Source organism: Rhizobium sp. RU36D, assembly GCF_900176345.1.
In the GTDB taxonomy this organism is placed as follows: domain Bacteria; phylum Pseudomonadota; class Alphaproteobacteria; order Rhizobiales; family Rhizobiaceae; genus Allorhizobium.
In genome coordinates this window covers 83,989-110,859 of the sequence record NZ_FWXU01000021.1, presented here as the reverse complement: position 1 = coordinate 110,859, position 26,871 = coordinate 83,989, and the positions used below count along the sequence as shown (strand labels likewise).

The window sequence follows — 26,871 nt, the reverse complement described above, 5'->3', positions numbered from 1 at the left end:
TCCCCTTTCGTGTCCGAGATCGTCGCCAAACGCTCGAACACAAGTAGAATCAACACCGTGCGCCATGTCCACCAAATTTAAACCGGACAGCAGTGGGTCGAGCCCGAGCATGACGGAGGATAGGGCGGTGCCAGCCTCATCTCCCACAAAGCCGCCTAGCAAGTCGTCGGGGCGCATCCCCGCACGCCTACACCAGCACCTGCGCCAGTTCCGCCTTCACCCGCCGCAGCGCCGGCAGGTACCGTTCCGCCACCTCGTCCATCGTCTCGGCGCTGACGGCCAATCCGACATTCAGCGCCGCAACGGTCTGTCCGCGCGTATTGATGAGCGGGACGGCAAGAGACCGCAGTCCCACTTCCACCTCCTGGTCGATCAGCGCGTAGCCCTGGTCCCGCGTTTGCGCCAGGACGTCCATCAGCGCATCGATGTCGGTGACCGTCCGCTCGGTCCGCGCGGGCCGTGACGCGCCTTGCAGAATCTCGCGGGCTGAACTCGGCTCCAGCGCCGCCAGCAAGACCCGACCCATCGAGGTGCAATAGGCCGGCAAGCGCGAGCCCGGCATCAGCGAGATCGACATGACCCGCCGTTGCGCGGCCCGCGCCACATAGACGATCTCAGCCTCGTCGAGGATGGACACGGACGTGCTTTCGCCGATCTCCAGGGACAGGCGATCAAGCACCGGTTGCACGATGCGCGGCAATGGCATGCTGGCCAGGCAGCCGGTGCCAAGCCGCAGCACGCGCGGCGTCAGCGTGAAGAACTTGCCGTCATAGCCGGCATAACCCGTTTCCGACAACGTCAGCAGGCAGCGCCTTGTGGTCGCGCGATCGAGGCCCGATAGCGCGGCGGCTTCGGCAATGGATAGCCTGGGCTGGTCGGCACTAAAGGCCTCGATGACGCGCAGACCCTTCATCAAGCCACCCATCAGATCCCGCTCGCTGGCGGTCATCGGACTCTCCCAATTTGTGCGATATACGAACAAAGATCATATATCGCACAAATTCATTGCCGTCGAGCGGCGTCGCGTATACATTTCGGTCGAACTTCGTCGCCCGCGACGACACGGAGGATTTTGATGGACAAGACCATTGCAAGTGCGGCCGAGGCTGTTGCCGGGATCGGTGACGGCGCGGTTGTGATGATTGGCGGCTTCGGCGGCTCAGGCGCTCCGATCGAATTGATCCATGCCCTGATCGACAAGGGCCCGAAGAACCTGACGGTGATCAACAACAATGCCGGCAATGGCCGTATCGGCATCGCCGCGATGATCGATGCTGGCATGGTGAAGAAGATGATCTGCTCCTTCCCCAAATCATCCGATCCGCGTGCCTTCACGGACCGCTATCTTGCCGGACAAATCGAGCTGGAGCTCGTGCCGCAGGGCACGCTGGCAGAGCGCATCCGCGCCGGCGGCGCCGGCATCCCGGCCTTTTACACTCCGACGGCCTACGGGACCGAACTTGCCAATGGCAAGGTGATCGCCGAATTCGATGGTCGCCCATACGTTCAGGAGCGTTGGCTGAAGGCCGATTTTGCCATCGTTAAGGCGCATCTGGGCGATACCCATGGCAACCTCACCTACAACAAGGCCGGCCGGAACTTCAATCCGCTGATGTGCATGGCGGCCGCAACGACCATCGTGCAGGTCTCGAAGATCGTCCCGGCCGGCGATATCGATCCCGAGCATGTCGTGACCCCCGGCATCTTCATCGACCATGTCGTTGAAATCGCCAATCCGAGCCAGGAAGAAGAATTGATCCGGGCAGGCGTGGCCTATGCTCCGGCCTACGAAGGGAGGCAGGCATGACCGTCAACACGCGCGAAGACATCAAGCTCACCAACGCTCAGATTGCCTGGCGGGCCGCCCAGGACATCAAGGACGGCGCCTATGTCAATCTCGGCATCGGCTTTCCCGAGATGGTGGCCCGCTACCAGCCCGAAGGCCGCGAGGCGATCTTCCATACGGAAAACGGCATCCTCAATTTCGGCGAGGCTCCGGCAGCCGGTGAAGAAGACTGGGACCTGATCAATGCCGGCAAGAAGGCCGTGACGCTGAAGCCGGGTGCTGCCTTCTTCCACCATGCCGATAGCTTTGCCATGGTCCGCGGCGGCCATCTCGATGTTGCCATCCTCGGCGCGCTGCAGGTGGCGCAGAACGGCGATCTGGCCAACTGGCGCGTCGGCACCAAGGGCGTGCCGGCCGTCGGTGGCGCCATGGACCTGGTGCATGGCGCCAAGCAGGTCTGCGTCATCACCGAGCACGTCACCAAGAATGGCGAGCCGAAATTAGTTGAAGCTTGTACCTTTCCGTTGACCGGCGTTGGTTGTATCACCCGTATCTATACGAGCCACGCCGTCATCGACATCGCCGACAAGCGCTTCGTGCTGCGCGAGAAGCTTGCGGAGATGACCTTCGAAGAGCTTCAGGCGATGACGGGGGCTCCGCTGCATACCGATGGCCCCGTGGCCGATCTCGTGGTGCCGAAACTGTAAGGATCATGCAATGACCGAAGCCTTTATCTGCGACTACATCCGCACACCGATCGGCCGTTTCGGCGGCTCGCTCTCCTCGGTGCGCGCCGACGACCTTGGCGCCATCCCGCTGAAGGCGCTCATCGCGCGCAATTCAGGCCTGGATCTCGAAGCCATCGAGGATGTGATCTTCGGCTGCGCCAACCAGGCCGGCGAGGACAATCGCAACGTCGCGCGCATGTCGTCGCTGCTGGCTGGCCTGCCCGCCGCGGTCACCGGCACCACGATCAACCGGCTTTGCGGCTCGGGCATGGATGCCGTCATCATGGCGGCCCGCTCGATCAAGGCAGGCGAAACCGAGCTGATGATCGCCGGCGGCGTGGAAAGCATGTCGCGCGCGCCCTTCGTCATGCCCAAGGCCGAAACCGCCTTCTCCCGCCATGCCGAAATCCACGACACCACCATCGGCTGGCGCTTCGTCAATCCCCTGATGAAGAAGCAATACGGCGTCGACTCCATGCCGGAGACCGGCGAAAACGTGGCCGAAGACTACAAGGTCAACCGCGAGGATCAGGACGCCTTTGCCGTTCGTTCCCAAGCCAAGGCCGCCGCTGCCCAGGAAAACGGCCGCCTCGCCAAGGAAATCACCGATGTCGTGATCCCGCAGCGCAAGGGCGATCCTGTTGTCGTGGCCAAGGACGAGCATCCGCGCGCCACCACGATAGAGGCGCTTGCCAAGCTCGGCACGCCCTTCAAGAAGGAAGGCGGCACCGTGACGGCCGGCAATGCATCCGGCGTCAACGACGGTGCCGCCGCCCTGATCATTGCCTCGGAAGCGGCTGCAAAGAAATACGGCCTGACCCCCATCGCCCGCGTTCTCGGTGGTGCGACTGCCGGTGTTCCGCCGCGCGTCATGGGCATCGGTCCCGCACCGGCGTCGCAGAAGCTGATGGCGCGCCTCGGCATGACCCAGGACCAGTTCGACGTGATCGAGCTGAATGAGGCCTTCGCCTCCCAGGGGCTGGCCACGCTGCGCATGCTCGGCATTGCCGATGACGATCCGCGGGTCAACAAGAACGGCGGCGCCATCGCGCTCGGCCATCCCCTTGGCATGTCCGGCGCGCGCATCACCGGCACGGCCGCTCTGGAACTTGCTCTGTCGGGCGGTCGCTATTCGCTCTCCACCATGTGCATCGGCGTCGGCCAGGGCATTGCCGTCGCGCTCGAGCGCGTCTGACCATGTCGCTGACCTCGCTCGCCTATCTCGATCTCCTCCTCGGCGACGCGGACGTCGCCGCGCTCTTGAGGGTGGAGGCCGACATGGACGCCATGTTGCGGTTCGAAGCCGCATTGGCGCGGGCAGAGGCGGCGACCGGTTTCATTCCCCAGGCGGCGGTAGGTGCAATTGCCGCCGCCTTGGACGGCTTCAAGCCCGACCTTACCCGCCTGACCGCGGCAACGCTGCGGGATGGCGTTCCCGTGCCGGATCTCGTTGCCCAATTGCGCGAAGCGGTTGGCCCGGACCATGGCAAATGGGTGCATTTCGGCGCGACCAGCCAGGACGTCGTCGATACGGCCCTGGCCCTGCGCCTTAAAGGGCTTCTCGACCTGTTCGCTTCGCGGCTTGATGAACTTGACCGCACGCTTGCCAACCTTCTGGACAGCTTCGGTACCGCTCCGCTGATGGGGCGCTCACGCATGCAGGCGGCCATCCCCATCACATCAGGAGATCGTATCCGGGTCTGGCGGTCGAGCCTTGCCCGGCTTGCGGCCGAACTGCCCGACCTGCGCAACGACGTGCTCATTCTGTCTCTGGCCGGTGCTGCCGGCACGGCCGAGAAATTCGGCGATAAGATCGGCGGCCTGCGCCAGAGCCTTGCCGAAGACCTCGGCCTTGCCGTGCCCGATTACGTGCCCCATGCCGACCGCGGCCGGATCGCGAAGCTGGCGGATTGGTTGTCCCGCGTGACGGGCGCCCTTGGCAAGATCGGCCAGGATGCGGCCCTGATGGCGCAGAATGGTATCGACGCCATCAAGATCGCCGGATCCGGCGGCTCCTCGGCCATGCCGCACAAGCAGAATCCGGTCAGGGCGGAAGTCCTGGTCGCCCTTGCGGGCTTTAATGCCACGGAACTGTCCGCGGTGCATCAGGCTCTCATTCACGAGCAGGAACGCTCCGGCAGTGCCTGGACGCTGGAATGGCTCGTCTTGCCGCGGATGCTGGAGACAACCGGTACGGCATTGCTACACGCACAGAGCATGCTGGCGGCGGTAGAGCGGATCGGCGATCCGGCCTAGATATTGCGGCGGCTTTCTCTAGAGGATCAAGCCTCGTTTTTCGCTAACTGCCGGCTGATGGTTGCGATCAACTGGCCCGCGGCGGTCTCGATTGCGCCGCTGTTGTCGATCGTGACGACATCGAAATCCCCTTCGACATCAAGGGACCCGCGGGCCAGGCGCTTCAAGATATCCTCGCGGCTTTCCCGGCCCCGGCTTTCCAGCCGAGCCGCCAGCACGTCCGGCCGCGCGATGACATTGACCACCAGCAGGGACGGAAACGCCTCGGCAAAATGTCTGAGCATCGACCGCGAACCATTGGCGAGCACGACATGCCCCAATGCCAGCTTCTCGTGCACGGCGGCTGGAATGGCATAGCTGAGGCCATGGGCCTGCCAATGCACGGCAAAGGCACCCTGCCGCTGCAGGCTGTCGAATTCCTGCTGGCTGACGCTCTGATGCGCCTCACCGCCGGCATCATGGGCGCGGGTGATGAAGCGCTGCACCAGATGCACGTCGCCACGGTTGGAAAAATGCGCCATCGCATGCGCAATCAGCGTGTCCTTGCCGGCGCCGCTGGGGCCGACGACCACGATCAGCGTTCCGCCGGCCGGCGTCTGTGACAGGATCTGGTGCATCAGGCCACGCGCCGTCCCTGCCGCCATACCGCGCGTACGACCGGCACCCCATGGTCACGCCGCACGCGGATAAAATCGGCACGCAGCCCCGATGCGATGCGGCCGCGATCGTCGAGACCCACGGTCCGCGCCGGCGTGGAGGTCACCATGGCCAGCGCCTGGGGCAGCGTGATCCCCTCGAATTCGTCCGCCAGCACGAAGGGCGCATGCAGCAGGCTGAGCGGCACGTAGTCCGACGACAGCACATCAAGCACGCCGCGCGCCGCGAGATCCCGGGCGGCGATGTTGCCGGAATGGGACTTGCCGCGCACGACATTGGGCGCCCCCATCAGCACGCTCATGCCGGATTGGTGGGAGGCTTCGGCCGCCTCGAAACTGGTTGGGAATTCAGCAAGCTTCACGCCGTGCCCCCTGGCTTCCTCGACATGGGCGAGGGTCGCATCGTCATGGCTCGCCACCGTGATGCCGCGCTCGGCGCATGACCTGGCCAGCGCGTCGCGGTGCATGGTCGAATAGCGTTCGGAGAGTTCAAGCCGGCTTTCGACGAAACGGGCAAACTGCTCGTCCGTCAGGCCGCGCTTGGTTTTGTAGTAGAGCGTATATTGCTCCATGGTCTGGAACTGCCGCTGGCCCGGAGAATGATCCATCAGCGAGACGAGGCGCACGTTGGGATCGTTCTCGAAGTCGGCGAAGTGATCGAGCACATTGTTGGACGCGACTTCGCATCGCAGGTGGATGAGGTGTTCGGCCCGCAGCCGATCTTCCCGCTCCGCCGCCTGGATGGCGTCCGCCATGTCGCGCATCTCGCCCTTGTCGAAACCGCCATCTTCGTCGGAGCCCATGCGCAGGCAGTCGAACACCGTGGTGATCCCTGACGATGCCACCTGGGCGTCATGGGCCTGGATGGCCGAGGTCATGTGCCAGCGCACGCCAGGTCGCGGGGAATAATGCGATTCGAGATGGTCCGTGTGAAGCTCCACCAGGCCGGCGATCAGATAATCGCCGCCAAAATCCTCGCCAATTCGGCTCACGCCTTCGTCAAGGGCAACGATCTGGCCGTCTCGAACGACGACGGAACCGGTGAAGACCCGGTCTTCCAGGACGATGGTGGCGTTGGACAGGATGGTTTCGGCGGACATGGAAAGACTTTCGATTGGTTCAGGCGCCTGATAGCGGCAGCCAGGATTTCACGGTAAAGGGCGCGCCCCGCTCCGGCTCGACGAACAGGCCAAGGCCGGACACGGTGAGCGGCCGATCGACGAAGGCCGCAAAGCGGTCGCTGAGGACGGATTGCAGAAGCGGTGCGATCTCGGGCTGGGCGGGCCCAGTCAGCGTCATATGAAAACGGAAGTCGTCCATGACATGATGGTAACCCCAGCGCATCAGGTTTTCGCGCTGGCTGTCAGACAGCCGCTCCGGCTTGCGCCTGGCTATATCGGCCTCGCTGAGCGGCGCGCGGAACGGCTCGAAATCCCGAACCACCGATGCGGCAAAATCCTGCAATTGCGGATAGACCTGATCCGGCACGATCGCGAAGAACGGGCCAAGCTGACTGACGATCACGCGGGGAATGTCGAAGGGGGCGTGTCCGGCGCAGAATGCCGCAAAAGCCGCCATCAGATCGCTCTCGCTGGTCCCCTCGGCCAGTTCGAACGGCGCCTTCAGCGTTGCGTGGAAACCGTAGCGTCTGGGATCGGACAACAGTGCATCCAACGCCCCGCGCTCAATGCCATCGACATCTGGACGTGTCACCGTCTTTCCGGAAAAGGCATCGCGGCCCAGCCACGCGGCGGCCGCCTGGCTGAGCGCGTCGTGTTCGGAGGGCGAGAAGTAGACAGCGTATCGCAATGGCAGGGTCCTATATGACAGAATCAATGGCGCACAATGGTCCCGACGCCGAGCGGAAGGCAAGCCGCGGCAGGCGCCGCGACCGCTCTCTGACGACACGCATCACGACCTCTTGCCCATCAACCGGGAGCGCAAGGCGTTCGAGATCGAATCGAAGATGAAGACGACGATCAGGATCAGCAGCACCATATAGGCGACGTTTTCCCAGTCGGAATTGGTGCGCATCGCCTCCCAGAGCTTCAGCCCGATGCCGCCCGCGCCGACAGCGCCGATGATGGTCGCCGAGCGGGTGTTCGATTCCCAGAAGTAAAGTGCCTGCGATGCAAAGATCGGCAGGACCTGCGGCAAGACCCCGAAACGCTGCACGGCAACCGGCGAGGCGCCCACCGATTTGACGCCCTCGCGCTGCTTGTCGTCGATGTTTTCAAGCGCTTCGGCATAGAGTTTGCCCAGCGTGCCGGTGTCGGTGAAGAAGATCGCGGAGATGCCGGCCAGCGGCCCCGGACCGAAGGCGCGGGTGAAGAACAGCGCCCAGATCAGCATGTCGACCGAGCGCAGGAAGTCGAAGAAGCGCTTGACCACCTGGTTGGCTGGCCGGTTGCGGAAGATATTCCGCGCGGCGATGAAGGACAGCGGGAAGGCGATGACCATGGCGAACAAGGTGCCGACAAAGGCCATGACGATGGTCTGCAGCAGCTTGGTCCAGACATCGAGATGCTGCCAGGATGGATTGTAGAGGATGTTATCGATCGCCAGCGATAGATTGCTTTGCGCCGGATCGACCCGTTCGCCTGATGCAATCAGCGAGATGACCTCGGACGCAGACTTGTCGAAGAAGGGCGAGTTGGTATCGAACAGGAAGTTTTCCCAGCCAAAGAACCGCTTGCGGATCTTCACCTTGTCCGCCTCGACTTCCAGCCAGCCGGACACGCCGAAGCTCGCCACGACCTTGGCACCCGGGCGCCGCTGCTCGGCCCAGACGGGAAGCGGTGCCTCGCTGGTCACCGTGTCGGCTTTCACGTCGAGATCGAGAACCACCGTCTCCCCATCCCGCACCAGCGTTACGCGGTCTGGACCGACATCGACGGTTCGCCTGCTGCCCATCTCCACCAGCGCCGCGGTCACGACCTCCTCGGTCCGGGTTTCCGTCACCGCCTGTGCCGATGGCGCAGTGGCCGCGCCCACCGGCGCCGCCGGCGCCATGAAGCTGAAGCTGGAGGACTTGGCGGGCGCTTGAGGGCTAGCGGATGCCGCCGGTGTTTCGATCATACGCGTAATCGTTTCCCGCTTGGCCTTCAGCCAGTCGGGATTGGCATTGGGACCGAGCGGATCGAAGCGCGGATAGGTTATCTTCATGCCGCCATTGGCTGAAATCTCGATATCCGGACGCACCTCATAGGACACCCAGTCCGCCAGATAGGACCCGGCAATCGACCAGTTGGCGTTGTTCAGAACCTTGCCGATCGAGAACATCCACCAGGCGAAGACGAAATAGAGGAGAATCAAGCCGCCGATAATGGGTAGCTTGAACGTTTGCCACACGGTCCGATGCAGCAGGTCAGGGTGACGGGCGGCCACGGATTCCAGATCGATCGTGCTTGTGCTTTGCATGGTCAAGCTCCTCATTGCACGGCCTGGAAGGCCTGTTCGCCCACGAGCTTGCGGCGCAGCCAGGCGGACAATTGGTCGACGGCGATGATGGTGCAGAGCAGCAGCAGGATGATGGCAAGCGTCTTGGCTTCATGGCCCTGGCCGATGGAGAGGCGCAGCAACTCGCCGATACCGCCGCCGCCAACTGCGCCGATAATGGTGGAGGCACGCACATTGATCTCCAGCCGCAGCAGGAAATAGCTCATGAAATTGGGCATGACCTGCGGCACCATGCCGAACCAGACCCGCTCCAGCCAATTGGCGCCGACAGCCTTCAGTCCCTCGTCAGGCTTCATGTCGGCGTTCTCGATCACCTCGAAGAACATCTTGCCAAGTGCGCCGATGGTATGGATCGAAACCGCCATGATGGCCGGGATCGGCCCAAGCGATAGGATTGCAAGGAAGAAGCCGGCGATCACCACCTCGGGAAAAGCGCGCAGGATTTCCATGAACCGGCGAACAATGCCGCGCAGCCAGGGATTGGACACCATGTTCCTGGCCGCGAGAAACGACAGGCAGAAGCCAAAGATCAACCCGATCAGCGTCGAAAGGATCGCGATGTTGATCGTCTCGATCATCTTGTGAATGTATTCGGGGATATAGAGGCTCTCGGTGAAATACAGCCGGCCTTCCGGATAATTGTATTTCATGCTGCCGTCGTCATAGGGAGACGGCAGGTCGAACAGCGCCCGGAACACCTCATAGCCGTCGCGTGGCACGAGATGCTGGACGAAATCGAAGAAATGCGGCAGCCGATCGAAGAACTTGCCGGAGCTCGTTTCATTGGCAAACCAGAGCGAACCGCCCAGCGCAAGGGCCAAGAGACCCAGGCAAAGGATCGAATACAGCCGACGTTGGCCGGCCAGCGCCTGCCAGTGCTGCTCTACCAGCAATCCGCCTTGGCCAAGCTGCGGCCGGGCTATCGATGATGTCATGAACCGATCCTCATGCGGGGTTGCGCCATCCTGTCGTCAACCACAAAAAACCGCCGGACAGAGAGTCCGGCGGCATCGTGTGTCAGCGACAGGCGATCAGCCGCCAATGGTGGCCTTGCGGGCGTCGATGATCGGCTTGTAGAAGTCCGAGTTGACTTCGACATAGCCGGAGAAGTCGCCGCCCTGGATGGCGGAGAAGCAGGCCGGGTCAGACTTGGGCAGGCCCATCATGAAGGCCTTGAACTTCGCCTTCATGTCATCGTTCAGGGACGAACGCACGACGATCGGGCCGTTCGGGATCAGCGGGGACTTCCAGAGTTCGACGAGGTCATCCATGTTCAGGATACCCTTGTCGACCATCTTGCGCAGGTTGCCGGAGGTGTAGCCGTCCTTGAACTCGCCAACACCAGAACCCCAGGTCGTGCCGGCAACGAAGGTGCCCTTCAGGACTTCAAGCACCAGGTTTTCATGGCCACCGCCAAAGCCGGTCTCGCCGAAGAATTCCTTGACCGGGCCGCCGACGGCTTCCGGCAGGGTGACGATCGGGATCAGGTAGCCGGAGGTGGAGTCGGGATCGGCGAAGCCGAGCTTCTTGCCCTTCATGTCTTCGAGCTTGGTGATGCCTGAATCCTTGCGGGCAACCATGATCGAGTAGTAGCCGGTGGAACCGTCGGTCTGCTGCGTGGTCAGGATCGGCTGAACAGCGTCGGCCTTGGCGAGATAGACCTTGGCATAGGCCGAAGCGCCGAGTTCGGCATAGTCGAGCGTGCCACCGAGAAGGCCCTGGACGACGCCGTCATAATCGGCAGCCGGGAACAGCGAAACCTTTTCGACGCCCAGGACCGAAGGCAGCTTTTCGGTCATGCACTGGAAGTTGCGCAGGCGGTCGGCTTCGTTTTCGCCGCCGAGGATGCCGATGCGGAATTCCTTGAGGTCTTCGGCTGCGGCTGCACCGGCAAGCGATACAAGCGCCGCAGTGGCAAGAAGGATCTTCTTCAACATGAGTTCATCTCCTGTTTTCCGGGTCTTCCGGATGACGTCCTGGGATAGGATGCCCTTGACGCGGGCAATCGATCGTGGCTGGCCATCAAGCCCCGGCAGGTGCCAGGGACTCGATGCCTCCGGATGGATGAGCGACGGCCTGCGGCCGTGCGCCGGGAATGCGAATGGCAGTCGAGGTCATACTCTCGTCGATCCCGGCGCCATGGCTGTCGGAACCGTAGATCTCAGACACGGCCTCGCTGGTCAGCATGTCGGGCGTTCCGTCGAACACGACGCGGCCCTTGGCCATGCCGATGATGCGTTCGCAATAGGCGCGCGCCGTATCGAGCGTATGCAGGTTGGTGATGACGGTAATGCCTTCGCGCTCGTTGATGTCTTTGAGCGCGTCCATCACGATCTTGGCGTTGAGCGGGTCGAGCGAGGCGATCGGCTCGTCGGCCAGCACCATCTTCGGCCCCTGCATCAGCGCGCGGGCGATGGCGACGCGCTGCTGCTGGCCGCCCGACAGCGTGCCGGCCGGCTGCAGCGCCGTCTGTTCGATGCCGAGCCGCTCCAGTGCGGCGATCGCCATGATCCGCTCTTCGCGCGTGAAGATGTTGAGGATGCTGAGCGCCGTCGGGCGATGGTTGAGCCGGCCGAGCAGCACATTGGTCAGCACATCGAGACGCGGCACGAGATTGAACTGCTGGAAGATCATCGCGCAGTCGCGCTGCCAGTTGCGCAGCGCCTTGCCGCGCAGAGCCGAGACTTCCTGTCCGCCAAAATGAATGGAGCCTGAGCTTGGATCGGCCAGCCGGTTGATCATCCGGAGCAAGGTCGATTTGCCAGCGCCCGAGCGACCGATAATGCCCACCATCTGCCCCTGGGGGATCTCGATATTGACGGAATCGACCGCAATATTGCTCCCAAAGCGCCGGGTGACATTCTTCAGCTCAAACTTCATTTTGGCTCGCCAGATCCGCTAGGGAAACACACATGAGCAAGCCTCTACCGCACGTTCATGAAGTGTTAATGTCTGTTTTGTGTAGGTTTTATTACAATCGATAAGTCTATGTATTTAAACGGCTATCAGGAATACTTCGCGACGAAGTCTTCCGCCGGGAGATGGCGAAAATCCTCAAGAGCGGCATGCAGACGGTCATGCTCCCAGTCCCACCAGGCCATCAGATCCATCGCGGCGCCCAGTTCCGCGGTGAAGCGGTCCCGGATCAGCTTGGCCGGCACGCCGCCGACGATCGTGTAGGGCGCGACGTCGCGGGAAACGACGGCGCCTGCGCCGATCACGGCGCCATTGCCGACGGTGACGCCAGGCAGCACGGTCGCCCCGTGGCCGATCCAGACATCATGGCCGATGATCACCCGGTTCTGTCGACGCCAGGCGAAGAAATCCTCATCCATGTCGGCGCCTTCGAAGTAATCCGCGGCGCGATAAGTGAAGTGATGCAGCGTCGCCCGCCAGGTCGGATGGTTGGTGGCGTTGATCCGGACGGCCGCCGCGATATTGGCGAACTTGCCGATGGTGGCACACCAGACCGACCCGTCCTGCATGATATAGGAATAGTCACCCATCTCGCATTCGGAGAGGCGGGTGCGTTCCGACACTTCGGTATAGCGGCCGAGCTTGGAATTGCTGACCTGCGCCGTCTGATGGATATAGGGCTCGATGCCCAGCTTGCGGCTCATGCGGCGGCCTTTCGCGGCGAGAACTGGGCGACGTCAAGAATGCGATCCGCCACCGCTTCGCGCACCTCCTCGTCGTGGAAGATGCCGAGCAGCGCCACGCCTTCAGCCTTCTTGGCGCGGATCATCTCCACCACGACAGCGCGATTGGCGGCATCGAGCGAGGCGGTCGGCTCGTCCAGCAGCAGGATGCTGTGATCGGTGATGAAGCCGCGGGCGATGTTCACACGCTGCTGTTCGCCGCCGGAGAAGGTGGCGGGTGGCAGTTGCCACAGCGCTTCCGGCAGGTTGAGGCGCGACAGCAGGGTGGCTGCGGCCTGCCGGGCGTCCTCCACCGGCCGCCCGCGCGCCACCAGCGGCTCAGCCACCACGTCGAGCGCCGGCACACGCGGCACCGTGCGCAGGAACTGGCTGACATAGCCCAGGGAATGCCGCCGGACCTCGATCACGGTGCGCGGGTCGGCGCTGGCGATGTCGACAATATGATCTTGATGCGAGACCAGGATCTGGCCTGACTCCACGGAATAGTTGCCGTAGAGCATTTTCAGGATCGAGCTTTTGCCGATGCCCGAGGGACCGCCGAGCACAACGCATTCCCCGGCGCAGACGGAAAACGAGACATTGGCGACGACGGGCAGGCGCAATCCGTCGCGCAGATGCATGGTGAAGCTCTTGGAGACTTCCGAAACAATAAGAGGCGTGGCCATGGATTGATCTCCGGCGTCAGACTTGCAAGATCGAGGAGACGAGCAGCTGGGTATAGGGCTCGCGCGGGTCGTCCAGCACCCTGTCGGTCAGCCCATGCTCGATCACATGCCCCTCCTTCATCACCATCATCCGGTGTGACAGCAGGCGCGCGACGGCGAGGTCATGGGTGACGACAATGGCCGAGAGCCCGAGATCGTTGACCAGGCCGCGCACCAGGTCGAGCAGGCGGGCCTGTACCGAGACGTCGAGACCGCCGGTCGGTTCGTCCATGAAGACGAGCCGCGGGCCGGTCACCAGGTTTCGGGCGATCTGCAGGCGCTGCCGCATGCCGCCGGAAAAGGTGCGCGGCTGGTCGTCGATACGGTCAGTGCTGATCTCCACCCGCTCCAGCCAGTCGCTGGCCGTGGCGCGGATCTTGCCGTAATGCCGGTTGCCGACCGCCATCAGCCGCTCGCCGACATTGGCGCCGGCCGACACCGTCATGCGCAACCCGTCCGCCGGGTTCTGGTGCACGAAGCCCCAGTCGGTGCGCATCAGGAAGCGCCGTTCCGCCTCGCCCATGTGGTAGAGGTCGCGATACTGGCCGTCCCGCATATGGTATTCGACACTGCCGGCTGTCGGTGTCAGCCGCGTCGCCAGGCAGTTGAGCAGGGTGGTCTTGCCCGACCCGGATTCGCCGACGATCGCCAGCACCTCGCCCGGCCAAAGCTCGAACGAGACATTGGTACAGCCAATCCGGCTGCCATAGAATTTCGAGAGGTCACGGACCTTGAGAAGCGGGAGGTCGGTCATTGGGCGATACTCCAGATAAGGTTTCGCTGAGCCACACCCCCCTCTGCCCTGCCGGCGTTCGGCATTGCAATCGATTCACTGGATCGATTGCTCGGCTTCGCCGACCATGCCTCACCCCCTACAAGGGGGGAGATCGGATGGAGGCAATCGCTCGCCAAGACATGGAACTTTGGCAAATGCTGCCGGGCTTTAGCGACTTCAAAATTGGCAAATGACAAAAGCGAGCGGCCGCCACGCGTCGATCTCCCCCCTTGAGAGGGAGATGGTCGGCAGACCAGAGGGGGGTATCCCGACGCCAACGTCATTGCCGCCTTAGCCCACCCCAACAAAACACCACTCATTCCGCCGCCTCCTTGCTCGGGGCCAGCATCTCGCCGACATGGCCGTGGGCGCGGCGATCCTCGCAGTGGTCAGTATCGGAACAGACGAACATCCGGCCGCCCTTGTCGTCGAGGATTACCTCGTCGAGATAGACGCCCTCGGCGCCGCACAGCGCGCAGGGCTTGTCGAACCTCTGCACCTCGAAGGGATGATCCTCGAAGTCCAGGCTCACCACTTCGGTATAGGGCGGCACGGCATAGATGCGCTTCTCGCGGCCGGCGCCGAATAGCTGCAGCGCATCCGACATATGCATCTTCGGATTGTCGAATTTGGGCGTGGGGGAGGGGTCCATGACATAGCGGCCGGCCACCTTGACCGGATAGGCATAGGTCGTGGCGATATGGCCGTTGCGGGCGATGTCCTCGTAGAGCTTCACATGCATCAGGCCATATTCCTGCAGCGCATGCATCTTGCGGGTCTCGGTCTCGCGCGGTTCCAGGAAACGCAGCGGCTCCGGGATCGGCACCTGATAGACCAGCACCTGGCCGGGCTGCAGCCCGTCCTCCGGAATCCGGTGGCGTGTCTGGATGATCGTCGCATCCTTTGTATGGGTGGTGACGGCGACATTGGCGACCTTCTGGAAGAAGGCGCGGATGGAGACCGCATTGGTCGTGTCGTCGGCGCCCTGGTCGATGACCTTCAGCACATCGTCAGGCCCGATGATCGAGGCCGTGACCTGTACCCCGCCGGTGCCCCAGCCATAAGGCATAGGCATCTCGCGGGAGGCGAAGGGCACCTGGTATCCGGGGATCGCGATCGCCTTGAGGATCGCGCGGCGGATCATGCGCTTCGTCTGCTCATCGAGATAGGCGAAATTATAGGTGGCAAGGTCAGTCATGGTTGAATACCTTGTTCAAGCTGCGAACGGAGAAATCACGCGGCGCTGCAGGCCGAGGAGGAAGAATGGACACAGGACAGTCTGAAAGCTGGCTTTTCGTCGTGCTCGGCGCAGTCTTTGTCTTCGCCATCTACAGGAGCGTGCAACGGAACCGCCGCCGCACGGCCTCCGGCAACGGAGATGGTGGTGGCACGATCTTCGACGGCGACGGCGATGGCGGGGGTGATGGCGGCGGTGGTGGAGACTGAGGCTCCCCACCCGACCGCGGCATGAGCCGCGCTCATTCCGCCGCGTCCTTCATGTCGTCGTGACCCCTCGCGGTCTTGGCTTCGTATTCGGCCCGCATGCGCCGTACCAGATCGAGCTCTGCCTGGAAGTCCACGTAATGTGGCAGCTTCAGATGCTCGACGAAACCGGTTGCCTGGACGTTGTCGCAATGAGAAATCACGAATTCCTCGTCCTGCGCCGGCGCGACAATGTCGTCGCCGAATTCGCCGGCTCTCAGAGCCCGGTCCACCAGTGACATCGACATCGCCTTGCGCTCGCTCTGTCCGAAAACCAGGCCATAGCCGCGGGTGAATTGCGGCGGCGCCTTGGCGGACCCCTTGAACTGGTTGACCATCTGGCATTCGGTCACACGGATGCGCCCCAGCGACACGGCAAAGCCGAGTTCGGGCACGTCGAGTTCCACCTCGACCTCGCCGATGCGGATTTCGCCCGTGAATGGATGGGTCCGGCCATAGCCGCGCTGGGTGGAATAGCCCAGAGCCAACAGAAAGCCCTCGTCGCCGCGGGCAAGTGCCTGCAGGCGCAGGTCACGCGGCATGGGAAATTCCATCGGCTCGCGGGTGATATCGCCGGCCACATGCTCTTCCGGCATCTCACCATCGGCCTCGATCAGCCCTTCCTCGGCCAGGATCTCCGACACGCGCATGGTCGATCCGCCCTCGGCCGGCTTGCGGGCGCCTTCGTCGACAGGCGTATCGGTCAAAAGCGTGGGGTCGAGCAGCCGGTGGGTATAGTCGAAGGTCGGCCCCAGCAACTGGCCTCCCGGCAGGTCCTTGTAAGTGGCGGAAATCCGCCGCTCGATCTGCATCGCCGCGGTATCGATCGGCACCGAGGAGCCGAAACGCGGCAGCGTGGTGCGATAGGCGCGCAGCAGGAAGATCGCCTCGATCATGTCGCCGCGCGACTGGCGGATCGCCAGCGCCGCCAGCGACTGGTCGTAAAGCGAGGCCTCGGCCATGACCCGGTCGACGGAGAGCGCCAGCTGTTCGATGACCTGTTCGATGGTCAGCGCGGGCAGCGAACGATCGCCCCGGCGCCGGTCGGCCAGCAGCCGATGCGCATTGGCAATGGCCGCCTCGCCGCCTTTTACGGCAACATACATCTCGTCAAATCTCCCTGTCGGTGATCTTGCAGGTGCGTGGCAGGCCGATGAATTGCCGGCCGGAGGTCAGGATGACATCCACCCCGCGCGGAAAATGGGTGCGATTTTCAGCCCATTGCCGCAGGAAGAGGTCCGGCAGTCCTCGCGGTGCAATCATCGTGGTTTCGCGAATGCCGGGACCGGAAAGCGCCAGCAAGGGGCCGCCCTCCAGCCGCGCCACCTCGATCACCAGCGTGGTCGATCGGTCAGGATATTCCTGGGTGCCTGCGGCAAACAGGCCGAAGGAGGAGAGTGCTGCGCCCGCCTCGAGAAAGGCAAAACGGGCCTCGGCCTTTTCCCGCGTGATCGGCGCGCCGGTGTGGAATCCGATCCACGCACCGGCGCCCACCTTGGAAAGCCCTGCCGTCAGCCAGACCGGCGTGTCGTGATCGCAGAGCGACAGCGCAATGGCGCCGGCCGCAGCTCCCAGAGGGGCAGGCGGGGCAATCTCGGGAGTGATCGTCTGCAGACTGCCCGGACGCGCCATGGCATCCATCAGCATGCGGAAGACGCTTTGCGCCTGGAAGACCGGCTCGGAAAAGCCGCCGGTCATGGTATCGGTCTTCATGCTCATCAGTCCTCTCCCCGCACCATGGTGAAGAATTCGACCCGCGTCGCCGCGGTCTCTTCAGCGGCCTGCCTGTCTTCCGCGTGGATGCGCGCCTCGATCGGCGTCAACAGATGCGCCTCCACGAAGCCTTCGCCGCCGGGCTCCTGCCTGTAGGCATCGAAAGTCGCCGCCAATCGTGCCTTTTCCCGGTCGGTCCCCAGCGCATGGCTGTGGCCCACCGCGCCGGAGGCGAGCCGGACAGTCGCCCGGCTGACGGTCGCTTCGCCCAGATTGAACGGCGCCCCGCCGCCACCGATGCGGCCGCGCACCATGACAAGCCCGGTCTCCGGTCCGCGCAATGCCTGCCAATCTGGCTTCGGCTCCAGCGCCGCCCAGGCAGCATTGAGTTCCTGCGGCAGCGCGCGCGCCAGAAGGGCTGCCGCCCGCTTGGCACGTTCCTGCGCCTCGCCTTGCGCGGCCGATTGTTTCACCGCCTCCATTGTCAAACCTCCAGATGTCTATTAATATAGACAATTATACAACTGACTTCGAAACTACGTTCCCTGCATGACATCAGTGTGACATGACCGACCTGAAATCCGTACAAAGACAAAATGGCGTCGCCCTCTGGCGACAGATCGCAGACCGCATCCGGGCCGCGATCAATGCCGGCACCTATGATGCCACGGGCATGATTCCTGCGGAAATGGTATTGGCGGAGCAGTTCGGCGTCAATCGCCACACCGTGCGCAGCGCGCTCGCTGCCTTGGCGCAGGAAGGCATCGTCAAGGCCGAGCAGGGCCGCGGCACGATGATCCGCCATCGCCAGCGGCTGAGCTTTCCCATCTCACGCAGGACCCGCTTCACAGCCGGCATCGGCGACCAGGCCCGCGACATCGAGGGACTGCTCTTGTCCTCGACGGTGCAGGAGGCGCGGGCGGATGTTGCGCGCGGGCTATCGATTGAACGGGGCGCGTCGGTGTTGAAGCTTGAACTTCTGCGCAAGGCCGACCACAGGCCGGTCTCCGTCTCCACCAGCTGGTTTCCTCTGCCGCGGTTCGACGGCATCGCCGAGGCCTATCGCCGCTCCGGCTCCATTACCCGCGCCTTCGCAGATTGCGGCCTGGAAGACTATGTGCGGCAGGAAACGGAAATTTCGGCCGTGCATGCCGAGCAGGAGGATGTGGCAGAGCTGCAGCTTTCGCCGGGGGCGATCGTGCTCGTCACCAAGGCCGTGAATACCGATCTCACCGGTCAACCGGTCCAATATTCGATCACGCGCTTTCCCGCCGATCATGTGCAACTGGTCGTCGCGGGCTGAGGGCAGCGTGACTGGTGCCTCTCAGATTACTGACAAAGTGCGACGATCTCTCCTCCGTCATGGTCGGGCTTGACCCTGATATCCATAACCCCTTGAAGTTAATGGATCCTCGGCTCAAGGCCGAGGATGACCCCAATGTATGGCATGGTTTTTCAGCAGGCTGAGGGCGGCGCGAACGCCGCCCCTGCAAATCCTCAATGGGCGCCGGACATGTCGCCAAGGACGTCCTTGGTGGCGACGGTCGAATCGGCGTTCAGCGTGTAGACCATCGGCACGCCGGTCGCCAGGTTGAGCTTCAGGATCTGTTCCTTCGTCAGCCGGTCGAGAACCATGACCAGCGAGCGTAGCGAATTGCCGTGGGCGGCCACCAGCACCTTCTGCCCGCGCAGCACCCGCGGCAGGATTTCGGTGAGGTAGTAGGGCCATACGCGCGCACCGGTGTCGCGCAGGCTTTCGCCGCCCGGCGGCGGAACGTCATAGGAGCGGCGCCAGATATGCACCTGCTCCTCGCCCCACTTGGCGCGGGCGTCATCCTTGTTCAGGCCGGAGAGATCGCCGTAGTCGCGCTCGTTGAGCGCCTGGTCCTTGATCGTCTCAAGATCGGTCTGGCCGAGATTTTCGAGGATGATCTTGAGCGTGCGCTGGGCGCGCGACAGGTCCGAGGTAAAGGCGACGTCGAACTTGATGCCGTAATCGGCCAACGCCTTGCCGCCGGTCTTGGCTTCCTGCACGCCGAGTTCGGTCAAGTCGGGGTCGCGCCAGCCGGTAAAGAGGTTCTTCAGGTTCCATTCGCTCTGGCCGTGGCGAACAAGCACGAGGGTACCGCTCATTGAAAAGGCTCCTTGGAAAACTCAGTTCGATTGGGAAAGCCCGAGCACGTCGAGCATGGAGTAAAGTCCGGGTTTCTTGTCGCGTGCCCAAAGGGCTGCCTTGATCGCGCCGCGGGCAAAGATCGTGCGGTCGCCGGCGCTGTGCGACAGGGTCACGATCTCGCCCTCGCCAGCGATAACCACGGAGTGCTCGCCGATGACGGAGCCGCCGCGCAACGTGGCAAAGCCGATCGTGCCGTCTTCGCGCGCGCCGGTATGTCCATCGCGCACCCGAACCGAATGATCCGCCAGTGTGATGCCCCGGCCTTCGGCGGCCGCTTCGCCAAGCAGCAGCGCCGTCCCGGAGGGGGCATCGACCTTGTGCTTGTGGTGCATTTCCAGCACCTCGATATCCCAGCCGGAAGCTTCCAGCGCCCGCGCGGCCTGCTTGACGAGCACGGAGAGAAGATTGACGCCGAGGCTCATGTTGCCTGATTTGACCACGCGAGCATGGCGCGCCGCGGCCGCAATCTTCGCATCGTCATCGACAGAGCAGCCGGTCGTGCCGCAGACATGGACGATGCGCGCCTGGGCCGCGAGGCCGGCAAATTCCACCGAGGATGCCGGCGAGGTGAAATCCACCACGCCATCGGCATGCAGGAAGGCGGAAAGCGGGTCTTCCGTGACGGTGACGCCGATGGGACCAAGCCCGGCGATTTCGCCGATATCCTTGCCCAGATGCGGCGATCCCGGCCGCTCCACGGCAGCATGCACCACGGTCCCCTCGCCACCATGAATGAGTCGCACCAGGGTCTGCCCCATGCGTCCACCGGCGCCCACCACCACAAGCTTCATCGGCTCGGTCATATCAGATCGTCTCTCCACCCACTGCAATGCTTTCCGTCGATGTCACCTGCAACTGGTTGAGGCGAGCGTAAAGCCCGTCCTTGCGCCGTGCAAGGTCGTCATGCGCGCCTTCCTCGACGATCCGGCCGTCCTGCATGACCACGATCTTGTCCGCCTTGACCACCGTCGAGAGGCGATGCGCGATCACCACCACGGTGCGGCCGTTCATCGCCACTTCAAGGGCCTTCTGCACGGCGGCTTCGGATTCGGTGTCGAGCGCCGAGGTCGCCTCGTCGAGCAGCAGGATCGGCGCGTTTCGCACCAGGGCGCGCGCAATCGAAAGCCGCTGCCGCTGCCCGCCGGAAAGGGTCACGCCGTTTTCGCCGACCGCGGTTTCATAGCCGTGGGGCTGGCCCATGATGAAGTCATGGGCATGGGCGAGCCGGGCCGCCTCCTCGATTTCCGCATCGGTTGCCTCGGGCCGGCCGTAGCGGATGTTGTCGCGGATCGTGCCTTCGAACAGGTAGGGCTGTTGCGAGACATAGGCGATATGCTTGCGAAGCGACGCCTTGGTGACCGTGGCGATGTCCTGCCCGTCGATCAGGATCTGCCCCTCCGTCGGGTCATAGAACCGCGGGATCAGCGTGATGACGGTGGACTTGCCGGCACCGGAAGGGCCGACCAGGGCTGTGGTCTGCCCGCCCTCGGCCACGAGGTCGAGCCCCTTCAGGATCTCGGTCTCCGCGTCATACCCGAACTTGACGCTGCGGAATTCAATCCTCGCAGCGGTCACCTGAAGATCACCGGCGCTCTCCGGATCGCGCTGGCGCGTCTCCATGTCGAGGATTTCGTATATCATCCGCGCATTCACCGCGGCGCGCTCCATTTGCACCTGCAGCTTCGCCAGCCGCTTGGCCGGCTCATAGGCCAGCAGCAGTGCCGTCACGAAGGAGAAGAAGGCCCCCGGCAATACGCCGCCATAGATCGAGCGGAAGGCGGCATAGGCCAGCACGCTTGAAATCGCGATGCCGGCAAAGGTTTCGGTGATTGGCGAGGTACGTTCGGAAAGCCGCGCGATGCGGTTCGCCCGCCGCTCGGCCTCGGTGATGATGCCGTCCACCTTGCGGTTGAGCTCGGCCTCCATGGTGAAGGCCTTGACGATGGCAATGCCCTGCACCGTCTCCTGCATGGCGCCCAGCACATGGCTGTTGAGAAGCACGGCCTCCTTGGTGGCGGAGCGCAGGCGCTTGGAGATGAGCCTGAGGGCATAAAGCACCGGCGGTGCGACGAAGAACACGATCAGCGTCAGGATCGGGTCCTTGGCCAGCATCACGCCAATCAGCGCCACCAGCGTCAGCAGGTCGCGGGCAGTGGAGGTGATCGTCAGATTCAACACGTCGCGCACGCCATTGACGTTTTCGCTGATGCGGGCCGCCAGGTGCGCCGAGCGCGCCTCGGTGAAATAGCCGAGCGACAGCGTCATCAGGTGGGCATAGAGCCGGCGCTGGTAGCGGGCGACGATGTTGTTGCCGATCTTGGACAGCGTCACGGCCTGGCCGTAGCCGGCAAGGCCGCGCAGCACGAAGGCGGCGAGAATGGAGCCACAGATCAGCCAGACGACTTCCGCGCGCTGCTTGGCGAAGGCCTCGTTGACGACGGCCTCCATGATCCAGGCGGTAAAGGCCGTGGTGGCTGCGACGGTTGCGAGACAGGCAATCGCCAGGGCGTAGCCGCGGATATGGTCGCGGCCGTTCTCAGCGATGATCCGCTTCAGGATGACGGTGATGCCTTCCGACCCGACCGCATGCTTGGTGTTTCTGCTGGCCAACAAACTGGAGCATTTCCTTCCGTGTCGGGAGCCGCCTTGCAAGGCTTTGGCCCGTTTTCCGGCTCTATAGAGCCTTTCCGGGACAAAGGAAACCGGTCTTTGGGTCAGAGCCGCCGGGCGTCGGCCCGGATCTCATGCCCGCCAGTGCCGGCCCTCGAGCGCAAGACCGAAATTCTGCGGATTGCGGGCATAGGCACCGAGACCCGAGAGCGCCGCGACGGGATCCGTCACCACGAAGGTCGGGATGGCCTGGAGCAGCTTGCTGTGCGGCGCCTTGTCCTCGAACGCCGTCCGGAAGGCGGGCTTTTCCAGGACCGGCAGAATCTTCGGCGAAATGCCGCCGGCGAGGAACACGCCGCCCTTGGCCATGAAGATCAGCGCCAGGTCACCCGCCAGGCGACCGAGATAGGTGGCAAAAAGCTCAAGCGCCTCCGCAGCGATGGGATCCGTGCCGCCAAGGCCGGCCTCGGAAATGCCCGCCGGCTTTTCATAGCGCGGCGTGCGATTGCCTTCGGCCCGGCAGAGCGCTGAGTAGATATTCATCAGCCCGCGGCCCGACAGCAGTTCTTCGGCAGAAATGCGCCCGAGCGTCGCGGTCTCGTCCTTCACCGGCGTCAGATGCGGCCAGATCTGGTAGTCACGGCTCGTACGCGGCCCGACATCCACATGGCCGCCTTCGCCCGGTACCGGAAACCAGGTGTCACGCGCATGCACCAGGCCGGCGACGCCAAGGCCGGTGCCCGGTCCCAGCACCACGCGCGAGGCGACAGGCGCATCACTGACCGGTCCCAGCGCATGGCGATAGTGTGCCGGCATGGTGGCGGCGGCCAGCGCCTGTGCCTCGAAATCGTTGAGCAGGATCACCTGCTCGAAGCCGAGTTCCGTGATCAGCTGCTTCGGCTTCACCACCCAGTCGTAATTGGTCAGCGGCACCGCGTCGCCGGTGATCGGCCCGGCCAGCGCCAGGATCAGCGTGCGGGGCTTCAACTGCGTGTTCGATAGCACCGCGCCGACGATCGCCTGGTCGATCGTCTCGAACTTCTCGTTGATGACATGCGGAAAATGCAGGAGATCGCTTTGGGCGTTCTCCAGGATCGAAAAGCGCGCATTGGTCCCACCGATATCGCCGATCAGAATCGGAAAGGTCAGGGTATCGCTGTCAGGGGTCAGGGGCATGGCCGGGTCCGTGGTGCAGGGGGCGGTCAGGTCAGGTCGGTGGTCAGCAGCAGCTCTGCCGTCGCGCTGTTGAGTGCCATCGGTATATCGTAAACGATAGCGAGACGCATCAGCGCCTTTACGTCGACATCATGCGGCATGGAGGTCAGCGGATCGACGAAGAAGATCAGGAACTGCACTTCGCCTGTTGCGATCAACGCGCCGATTTGCTGGTCACCACCGAGCGGACCGCTTTTCAGGCGGGTGACCTGCAGCTCGGGACAGGCCTCCATCACGCGACCGCCCGTCGTGCCCGTTGCCACGATCTGCCAGTCCTTTAGCGCCTTCTGGTGACGACGGGCAAAATCCGCCATGTCGTCTTTCTTCTGGTCGTGCGCGATCAGAGCGATGCACTTCTGGGCTGCCATGGATATCAACCGTCGCAAGTTTTTAAATCGATTTGATGGCTACTATATCAGTTGCCATCCGCTTGCAAAGGCGCCCGCGCCGGGCACGCCCGATTTTCGCATCGATCGTCAGTTCTGCAGCGGCCGCGCCTTGGGAACCGGGATCACAGGAGGAAGCGCCATGGCTGCATCGCTTGATGTTTGCGGCTCCACGAAGGCCGAGGCGGTGGGCGGTGTGGGATCCATGCCGCTGGCAACCGCTGTGGCCGCATCCCCGGCCGGCGCCTGAAGCACGGCGGAACAGGCCTGTGGCAGGTCGGAAAGCTGCATCGCCCGCGGCTTCGGCGCCGGCTTTGCGTTCGGGTCCTTTTTCGGCGCAGCCCAGGGAGCGGGCGTGAACCAGTAGGCCAGCGATGCGTCGCAGCCATCGCCCGGCGGCACGGCAGCCTGCGGCTTGCAGCCGCTGGCACCCTCGGGGCATTTGATGCGGATATGGAAGTGCTCGTCATGCCCGTAGATCGGCCGGATCTTGCCGAGCACTGCCCGGTCGCCGGTCCATGTGTCGCAGAGCTTTTTCTTGATTGCCGGATTGACGAAAATCCGCTCGACCTGCGGATAGCTTGCGGCCCTGACCACAAGCTTGGCATGGGTATTGGTCCAGCGCTTCGAATCCACCGTCAGGAACTTGCTCTTGTCGAGCATAGAGGTAAACGGCATCTTCTCGCGCTGTTCCGGGGTCAGCGGCTGCGCCGGCTTCGGCGTGAACCAGATATCCGCATCCAGACCCACCTGGTGCGAAGCATGACCTGAGAGCATCGGCCCGCCGCGGGGCTGGGAGATGTCGCCAATCAGGATGCCCGACCCCCAGCCGAGTTGCACGGCGTCCTTGGAAAAGCGCTCCAGCAGCGCGATCATCTCCGGCTGGCCCCAGCGGCGATTGCGCGACAGGCGCATGGCCTGCCATGTAGGTCCGTCGGTTGCAATCGCAACGGCACCCGCCTGGCAACCCTTGGCATAGGAGCCGAAGGGCTGCGGCGCGGCACGCGACGGCAGTTTCATGGCGCCGAACAGTTCCTTGGCGGGTTTGCCCTCCGCAGCCATGGCGGGAGTGGACACCGCACCCGCCAGCACGATCGCCGCAGCTGCCCGAAAAACCGTCTTGAATGCAGATGTCATGCCCGTCCGTCGTTTCCTGGCAAATCACTTTGGTCCAATTTACCGTGAAAGACGATTTTGTTGAAACGAAGTTTGCCGCCGAGCCCGATCGATAAAAAGCTTGTGACCGCGACACGCCTGTATTTTGCCCTGAATTGTCCTATGCTCTGCCCAAACAAGAACATCAAAGGGGTATCCGCATGGTCCTGGCCTGTCGTCTGGCTTCACTGATCCTGTCCTTTTCTCTCATAACGGCTGGCACGCCGTCGGCCTTCGCGCAGGAACAGGACTGGAAGAACGGGATAGCCACGATCGGGGAGCTGAAGTACCAGAAGGACTTCCCACGGTTCGACTATGTGAACCCCGATGCGCCTAAGGGTGGAACCCTGAGGCTCGCGGCGGAAGGCAGTTTCGACACGCTCAATCCGCTCCTGGCCCGCGGCGAAGCCGGCTCCGGCCTGTCGCTGGTTTTCGAAAGCCTGATGATTTCCTCCGAAGACGAGCTCTCGGCCATGTATGGCCTGCTGGCGGATGGGGTGAAATACCCGGCCGACTATTCCTCGGTGACGTTTCGCCTTCGTGCCGAAGCGAAATGGGCCGACGGCCAGCCGGTCACGCCGGAAGACGTCATCTTCAGCTTCGACAATGCCAAGAAGGGCGATCCGCAGCAGGAGTTCTACTATCGCCATGTGGTGAAGGCGGAAAAGACCGGCGAGCGGGAAGTCACCTTCACTTTCGACGAGCCCAACAACCGGGAACTGCCGCAGATCGTCGGCCAGTTGATCATCGTGCCGAAGCACTGGTGGGAGGCTGCGGGTCCTGACGGCAAGCCGCGCGATATCTCCCGCACCACGATGGAAGTGCCCATGGGGTCCGGCCCCTACAAGATCTCCGCAGTTTCCCCGGGATCGTCGATCACCTACGAACTGCGGCCCGACTATTGGGGCAAGGATATCAACGTCAATGTCGGCCGAAACAATTTCGGCTCGATCGTCTACCGCTACTACGCCGATCGGGACGTGATGTTTGAATCCTTCCGCTCTGGCAACGAGGACTACTGGTGGGAAAACATGGCCCGCCGCTGGGCAACGGCCTATGATTTTCCCGCCGTGAAGGATGGCCGCGTCAAGCGCGAGGAGCTTGATAACGAGATGCGCAAGGTCGGCGTCATGGTCGGCTTCATCTTCAACCTCAGGCGCGAGAAATTCGCCGATCCGAAGGTGCGCGAGGCCTTGAACTATGCCTTCGACTTCGAGGAACTGCGCCGCACCATCTTCTTCAATTCCTACGAGCGCATCGACAGCTTCTTCTTCCGCACCGACCTGGCATCCTCAGGCCTGCCGCAGGGCCGTGAGCTGGAAATCCTGAACGAGGTCAAGGATCTCGTGCCGGCAAAGGTGTTCACCGAGGCCTATACCAACCCTGTGAATGGCGATCCCGCGAAACTGCGTGAAAACCTGCGTAAGGCCGTTGGCCTGCTGAAGGAGGCGGGCTACGAGCGCAAGGGCACGCAGATGGTCAATGTGAAGACCGGCCAGCCGCTGAATTTCGAGATCATGCTGGGCGGTCCGACCATCGAGCCCGTGGCGCTTGCCTTCGCCCGCAACCTCAAGCTCATCGGCATCGATGTGACTGTTCGCAGCGTCGAGCAGTCGCAATTCACCAATCGCTGGCGCTCGCGCGATTTCGACGTGATGTACAATGCTTGGGGGCAGTCCATGAACCCTGGCAACGAACAGGCCGAATATTGGGGCTCCCAGGCCGCCGCGCGGGAAGGGTCGCAGAATTACAGCGGCATCAGCGACCCGGGCATCGATGCGCTCATCCGCAAGGTCGTGTTCGCCAAGGACCGGGAAGAGCAGATCGCCGCGGTCAAGGCGCTCGATCGCGTGCTTCTCGCCCACCACATCGTGGTGCCGAGCTACAGCTCGAAATCCTCGCGCATCGCCTATTGGGACACGATCACCCACCCGGCCAACCTGCCCGAATTTGCGATCGGCATGCCGTCGATCTGGTGGTCCACCAAGGCCGGCGCGAACTGACTTGCATTGCGCGAGGTTCTCGCATTCACATGGGGCAATGCGAATCGCCTGATGCAGCCATCTTGAAAGGGTCGTTTTGAGCCAAGTGAATGCGAGCGAAGGATACCG

28 protein-coding genes are annotated in these 26,871 nt (G+C 63.1%); 7 read left to right on the top strand and 21 right to left on the bottom strand.

Features of this window, described 5'->3' with window-relative positions; genetic code table 11:
- Positions 1 to 187: 187 nt before the first annotated feature.
- The gene (locus B9A97_RS21930; RefSeq protein WP_084367949.1) at positions 188 to 949 is read right to left on the bottom strand and encodes an IclR family transcriptional regulator domain-containing protein; all 762 of its coding nucleotides are present in this window, start codon (positions 947 to 949) and stop codon (positions 188 to 190) included.
- Between the two features lie 126 nt (positions 950 to 1,075).
- Here B9A97_RS21930 and B9A97_RS21925 point away from each other — a divergent pair, with 126 nt between their 5' ends.
- The 4 genes from B9A97_RS21925 to B9A97_RS21910 are packed head-to-tail and all read left to right on the top strand — an operon-like array spanning position 1,076 to position 4,770.
- Positions 1,076 to 1,807 (top strand): 3-oxoacid CoA-transferase subunit A, encoded by a 732-nt coding sequence (locus B9A97_RS21925; RefSeq protein WP_084367948.1) that lies wholly within the window; start codon positions 1,076 to 1,078, stop codon positions 1,805 to 1,807.
- Positions 1,804 to 2,493, top strand: a complete 690-nt coding sequence (locus B9A97_RS21920; RefSeq protein ID WP_084367947.1) for a CoA transferase subunit B — start codon at positions 1,804 to 1,806, stop codon at positions 2,491 to 2,493. Before B9A97_RS21925 ends, B9A97_RS21920 begins: the two co-directional genes overlap by 4 nt.
- 10 nt (positions 2,494 to 2,503) lie before the next feature.
- On the top strand, positions 2,504 to 3,709 hold the full coding sequence (pcaF, locus tag B9A97_RS21915) for a 3-oxoadipyl-CoA thiolase (protein WP_084367946.1): 1,206 nt from the start codon (positions 2,504 to 2,506) through the stop codon (positions 3,707 to 3,709).
- 2 nt (positions 3,710 to 3,711) lie between these two features.
- The gene (locus B9A97_RS21910) at positions 3,712 to 4,770 is read left to right on the top strand and encodes a 3-carboxy-cis,cis-muconate cycloisomerase (RefSeq protein WP_143530648.1); all 1,059 of its coding nucleotides are present in this window, start codon (positions 3,712 to 3,714) and stop codon (positions 4,768 to 4,770) included.
- A 26-nt stretch (positions 4,771 to 4,796) separates the two neighbouring features.
- On the opposite strand, the gene phnN is transcribed toward B9A97_RS21910, so the two are convergent.
- The 11 genes from phnN to B9A97_RS21855 all read right to left on the bottom strand — a co-directional run bounded on the left by phnN (position 4,797) and on the right by B9A97_RS21855 (position 15,221).
- Positions 4,797 to 5,387, bottom strand: coding sequence for a phosphonate metabolism protein/1,5-bisphosphokinase (PRPP-forming) PhnN (gene phnN, locus B9A97_RS21905; RefSeq protein ID WP_084367963.1), 591 nt, complete (start codon positions 5,385 to 5,387; stop codon positions 4,797 to 4,799).
- Positions 5,387 to 6,526 carry an alpha-D-ribose 1-methylphosphonate 5-triphosphate diphosphatase gene (locus B9A97_RS21900; protein ID WP_084367945.1) on the bottom strand — a complete coding sequence of 380 codons (1,140 nt, stop codon included), beginning with the start codon at positions 6,524 to 6,526 and terminating at the stop codon, positions 5,387 to 5,389. Before B9A97_RS21900 ends, phnN begins: the two co-directional genes overlap by 1 nt.
- A 19-nt stretch (positions 6,527 to 6,545) precedes the next feature.
- A complete protein-coding gene (locus tag B9A97_RS21895; protein WP_084367944.1) occupies positions 6,546 to 7,235 on the bottom strand; it encodes a DUF1045 domain-containing protein in 690 nt (229 codons plus the stop codon).
- Between the two features lie 102 nt (positions 7,236 to 7,337).
- A complete protein-coding gene (phnE, locus tag B9A97_RS21890) occupies positions 7,338 to 8,846 on the bottom strand; it encodes a phosphonate ABC transporter, permease protein PhnE (RefSeq protein WP_084367943.1) in 1,509 nt (502 codons plus the stop codon).
- Positions 8,847 to 8,857: 11 nt separating this feature from the next.
- Complete coding sequence (phnE, locus tag B9A97_RS21885; protein ID WP_084367942.1) at positions 8,858 to 9,820, bottom strand: phosphonate ABC transporter, permease protein PhnE; 963 nt, start codon at positions 9,818 to 9,820, stop codon at positions 8,858 to 8,860.
- 96 nt (positions 9,821 to 9,916) lie between these two features.
- Complete coding sequence (phnD, locus tag B9A97_RS21880; protein WP_084367941.1) at positions 9,917 to 10,822, bottom strand: phosphonate ABC transporter substrate-binding protein; 906 nt, start codon at positions 10,820 to 10,822, stop codon at positions 9,917 to 9,919.
- Between the two features lie 85 nt (positions 10,823 to 10,907).
- Positions 10,908 to 11,765, bottom strand: coding sequence for a phosphonate ABC transporter ATP-binding protein (gene phnC / locus B9A97_RS21875; RefSeq protein ID WP_084367940.1), 858 nt, complete (start codon positions 11,763 to 11,765; stop codon positions 10,908 to 10,910).
- Between the two features lie 125 nt (positions 11,766 to 11,890).
- Complete coding sequence (locus B9A97_RS21870) at positions 11,891 to 12,505, bottom strand: DapH/DapD/GlmU-related protein (RefSeq protein WP_084367939.1); 615 nt, start codon at positions 12,503 to 12,505, stop codon at positions 11,891 to 11,893.
- A complete protein-coding gene (phnL, locus tag B9A97_RS21865; RefSeq protein ID WP_084367938.1) occupies positions 12,502 to 13,209 on the bottom strand; it encodes a phosphonate C-P lyase system protein PhnL in 708 nt (235 codons plus the stop codon). The genes B9A97_RS21870 and phnL overlap by 4 nt, the downstream gene beginning before the upstream one ends.
- A 16-nt stretch (positions 13,210 to 13,225) precedes the next feature.
- Positions 13,226 to 14,002: a phosphonate C-P lyase system protein PhnK gene (gene phnK, locus B9A97_RS21860; RefSeq protein WP_084367937.1), complete on the bottom strand. Its 777-nt coding sequence runs from the start codon at positions 14,000 to 14,002 to the stop codon at positions 13,226 to 13,228.
- A 337-nt stretch (positions 14,003 to 14,339) separates the two neighbouring features.
- Positions 14,340 to 15,221, bottom strand: coding sequence for an alpha-D-ribose 1-methylphosphonate 5-phosphate C-P-lyase PhnJ (locus B9A97_RS21855; RefSeq protein ID WP_084367936.1), 882 nt, complete (start codon positions 15,219 to 15,221; stop codon positions 14,340 to 14,342).
- A 65-nt stretch (positions 15,222 to 15,286) separates the two neighbouring features.
- On the opposite strand from B9A97_RS21855, the gene B9A97_RS21850 reads away from it, so the two are divergent.
- The gene (locus B9A97_RS21850) at positions 15,287 to 15,469 is read left to right on the top strand and encodes a hypothetical protein (protein ID WP_084367935.1); all 183 of its coding nucleotides are present in this window, start codon (positions 15,287 to 15,289) and stop codon (positions 15,467 to 15,469) included.
- A 32-nt stretch (positions 15,470 to 15,501) separates the two neighbouring features.
- Here the strand turns inward: B9A97_RS21850 and B9A97_RS21845 are convergent, their stop codons facing one another.
- Genes B9A97_RS21845 through phnG form a run of 3 tightly spaced genes read right to left on the bottom strand, consistent with a single transcriptional unit; the run spans position 15,502 to position 17,700 of the window.
- Positions 15,502 to 16,611 carry a carbon-phosphorus lyase complex subunit gene (locus tag B9A97_RS21845; RefSeq protein ID WP_084367934.1) on the bottom strand — a complete coding sequence of 370 codons (1,110 nt, stop codon included), beginning with the start codon at positions 16,609 to 16,611 and terminating at the stop codon, positions 15,502 to 15,504.
- A 4-nt stretch (positions 16,612 to 16,615) separates the two neighbouring features.
- Positions 16,616 to 17,224 (bottom strand): phosphonate C-P lyase system protein PhnH, encoded by a 609-nt coding sequence (gene phnH / locus B9A97_RS21840; RefSeq protein ID WP_084367933.1) that lies wholly within the window; start codon positions 17,222 to 17,224, stop codon positions 16,616 to 16,618.
- Positions 17,224 to 17,700, bottom strand: a complete 477-nt coding sequence (gene phnG, locus B9A97_RS21835; protein ID WP_084367932.1) for a phosphonate C-P lyase system protein PhnG — start codon at positions 17,698 to 17,700, stop codon at positions 17,224 to 17,226. The genes phnH and phnG overlap by 1 nt, the downstream gene beginning before the upstream one ends.
- A gap of 83 nt (positions 17,701 to 17,783) precedes the next feature.
- Between phnG and phnF the strand changes: the two genes are divergently transcribed.
- Complete coding sequence (gene phnF / locus B9A97_RS21830; RefSeq protein WP_084367931.1) at positions 17,784 to 18,521, top strand: phosphonate metabolism transcriptional regulator PhnF; 738 nt, start codon at positions 17,784 to 17,786, stop codon at positions 18,519 to 18,521.
- 194 nt (positions 18,522 to 18,715) lie between these two features.
- On the opposite strand, the gene B9A97_RS21825 is transcribed toward phnF, so the two are convergent.
- From B9A97_RS21825 to mepA, 6 genes are all read right to left on the bottom strand, one after another.
- Positions 18,716 to 19,351, bottom strand: coding sequence for a 2,3-bisphosphoglycerate-dependent phosphoglycerate mutase (locus B9A97_RS21825; protein ID WP_084367930.1), 636 nt, complete (start codon positions 19,349 to 19,351; stop codon positions 18,716 to 18,718).
- A 21-nt stretch (positions 19,352 to 19,372) separates the two neighbouring features.
- Entirely contained in the window at positions 19,373 to 20,197 is an 825-nt protein-coding gene (dapB, locus tag B9A97_RS21820; protein ID WP_084367929.1) for a 4-hydroxy-tetrahydrodipicolinate reductase, read from the bottom strand.
- 1 nt (position 20,198) lies between these two features.
- Positions 20,199 to 22,007: an ABC transporter ATP-binding protein gene (locus B9A97_RS21815; protein ID WP_084367928.1), complete on the bottom strand. Its 1,809-nt coding sequence runs from the start codon at positions 22,005 to 22,007 to the stop codon at positions 20,199 to 20,201.
- Between the two features lie 129 nt (positions 22,008 to 22,136).
- Entirely contained in the window at positions 22,137 to 23,180 is a 1,044-nt protein-coding gene (locus B9A97_RS21810; protein ID WP_084367927.1) for a glucokinase, read from the bottom strand.
- A 26-nt stretch (positions 23,181 to 23,206) separates the two neighbouring features.
- Positions 23,207 to 23,587 carry a methylglyoxal synthase gene (locus tag B9A97_RS21805; RefSeq protein ID WP_084367926.1) on the bottom strand — a complete coding sequence of 127 codons (381 nt, stop codon included), beginning with the start codon at positions 23,585 to 23,587 and terminating at the stop codon, positions 23,207 to 23,209.
- A gap of 108 nt (positions 23,588 to 23,695) precedes the next feature.
- Positions 23,696 to 24,667: a penicillin-insensitive murein endopeptidase gene (gene mepA, locus B9A97_RS21800; protein WP_244564314.1), complete on the bottom strand. Its 972-nt coding sequence runs from the start codon at positions 24,665 to 24,667 to the stop codon at positions 23,696 to 23,698.
- Positions 24,668 to 24,921: 254 nt separating this feature from the next.
- Between mepA and B9A97_RS21795 the strand changes: the two genes are divergently transcribed.
- Complete coding sequence (locus B9A97_RS21795; RefSeq protein ID WP_084367924.1) at positions 24,922 to 26,763, top strand: extracellular solute-binding protein; 1,842 nt, start codon at positions 24,922 to 24,924, stop codon at positions 26,761 to 26,763.
- Positions 26,764 to 26,871 lie beyond the last annotated feature (108 nt).

What these genes read in the sequence shown, in the direction of transcription:
- B9A97_RS21930 (WP_084367949.1), bottom strand. Translation starts at nt 949, where the DNA reads ATGACCGCCAGCGAGCGGGATCTGATGGGTGGCTTGATGAAGGGTCTG.
- B9A97_RS21925 (WP_084367948.1), top strand. Translation starts at nt 1,076, where the DNA reads ATGGACAAGACCATTGCAAGTGCGGCCGAGGCTGTTGCCGGGATCGGT.
- B9A97_RS21920 (WP_084367947.1), top strand. Translation starts at nt 1,804, where the DNA reads ATGACCGTCAACACGCGCGAAGACATCAAGCTCACCAACGCTCAGATT.
- pcaF (WP_084367946.1), top strand. Translation starts at nt 2,504, where the DNA reads ATGACCGAAGCCTTTATCTGCGACTACATCCGCACACCGATCGGCCGT.
- B9A97_RS21910 (WP_143530648.1), top strand. Translation starts at nt 3,712, where the DNA reads ATGTCGCTGACCTCGCTCGCCTATCTCGATCTCCTCCTCGGCGACGCG.
- phnN (WP_084367963.1), bottom strand. Translation starts at nt 5,387, where the DNA reads ATGCACCAGATCCTGTCACAGACGCCGGCCGGCGGAACGCTGATCGTG.
- B9A97_RS21900 (WP_084367945.1), bottom strand. Translation starts at nt 6,526, where the DNA reads ATGTCCGCCGAAACCATCCTGTCCAACGCCACCATCGTCCTGGAAGAC.
- phnE (WP_084367943.1), bottom strand. Translation starts at nt 8,846, where the DNA reads ATGCAAAGCACAAGCACGATCGATCTGGAATCCGTGGCCGCCCGTCAC.
- phnE (WP_084367942.1), bottom strand. Translation starts at nt 9,820, where the DNA reads ATGACATCATCGATAGCCCGGCCGCAGCTTGGCCAAGGCGGATTGCTG.
- phnD (WP_084367941.1), bottom strand. Translation starts at nt 10,822, where the DNA reads ATGTTGAAGAAGATCCTTCTTGCCACTGCGGCGCTTGTATCGCTTGCC.
- phnC (WP_084367940.1), bottom strand. Translation starts at nt 11,765, where the DNA reads ATGAAGTTTGAGCTGAAGAATGTCACCCGGCGCTTTGGGAGCAATATT.
- B9A97_RS21870 (WP_084367939.1), bottom strand. Translation starts at nt 12,505, where the DNA reads ATGAGCCGCAAGCTGGGCATCGAGCCCTATATCCATCAGACGGCGCAG.
- phnL (WP_084367938.1), bottom strand. Translation starts at nt 13,209, where the DNA reads ATGGCCACGCCTCTTATTGTTTCGGAAGTCTCCAAGAGCTTCACCATG.
- phnK (WP_084367937.1), bottom strand. Translation starts at nt 14,002, where the DNA reads ATGACCGACCTCCCGCTTCTCAAGGTCCGTGACCTCTCGAAATTCTAT.
- B9A97_RS21855 (WP_084367936.1), bottom strand. Translation starts at nt 15,221, where the DNA reads ATGACTGACCTTGCCACCTATAATTTCGCCTATCTCGATGAGCAGACG.
- B9A97_RS21850 (WP_084367935.1), top strand. Translation starts at nt 15,287, where the DNA reads ATGGACACAGGACAGTCTGAAAGCTGGCTTTTCGTCGTGCTCGGCGCA.
- B9A97_RS21845 (WP_084367934.1), bottom strand. Translation starts at nt 16,611, where the DNA reads ATGTATGTTGCCGTAAAAGGCGGCGAGGCGGCCATTGCCAATGCGCAT.
- phnH (WP_084367933.1), bottom strand. Translation starts at nt 17,224, where the DNA reads ATGAGCATGAAGACCGATACCATGACCGGCGGCTTTTCCGAGCCGGTC.
- phnG (WP_084367932.1), bottom strand. Translation starts at nt 17,700, where the DNA reads ATGGAGGCGGTGAAACAATCGGCCGCGCAAGGCGAGGCGCAGGAACGT.
- phnF (WP_084367931.1), top strand. Translation starts at nt 17,784, where the DNA reads ATGACCGACCTGAAATCCGTACAAAGACAAAATGGCGTCGCCCTCTGG.
- B9A97_RS21825 (WP_084367930.1), bottom strand. Translation starts at nt 19,351, where the DNA reads ATGAGCGGTACCCTCGTGCTTGTTCGCCACGGCCAGAGCGAATGGAAC.
- dapB (WP_084367929.1), bottom strand. Translation starts at nt 20,197, where the DNA reads ATGACCGAGCCGATGAAGCTTGTGGTGGTGGGCGCCGGTGGACGCATG.
- B9A97_RS21810 (WP_084367927.1), bottom strand. Translation starts at nt 23,180, where the DNA reads ATGCCCCTGACCCCTGACAGCGATACCCTGACCTTTCCGATTCTGATC.
- B9A97_RS21805 (WP_084367926.1), bottom strand. Translation starts at nt 23,587, where the DNA reads ATGGCAGCCCAGAAGTGCATCGCTCTGATCGCGCACGACCAGAAGAAA.
- mepA (WP_244564314.1), bottom strand. Translation starts at nt 24,667, where the DNA reads ATGGCTGCGGAGGGCAAACCCGCCAAGGAACTGTTCGGCGCCATGAAA.
- B9A97_RS21795 (WP_084367924.1), top strand. Translation starts at nt 24,922, where the DNA reads ATGGTCCTGGCCTGTCGTCTGGCTTCACTGATCCTGTCCTTTTCTCTC.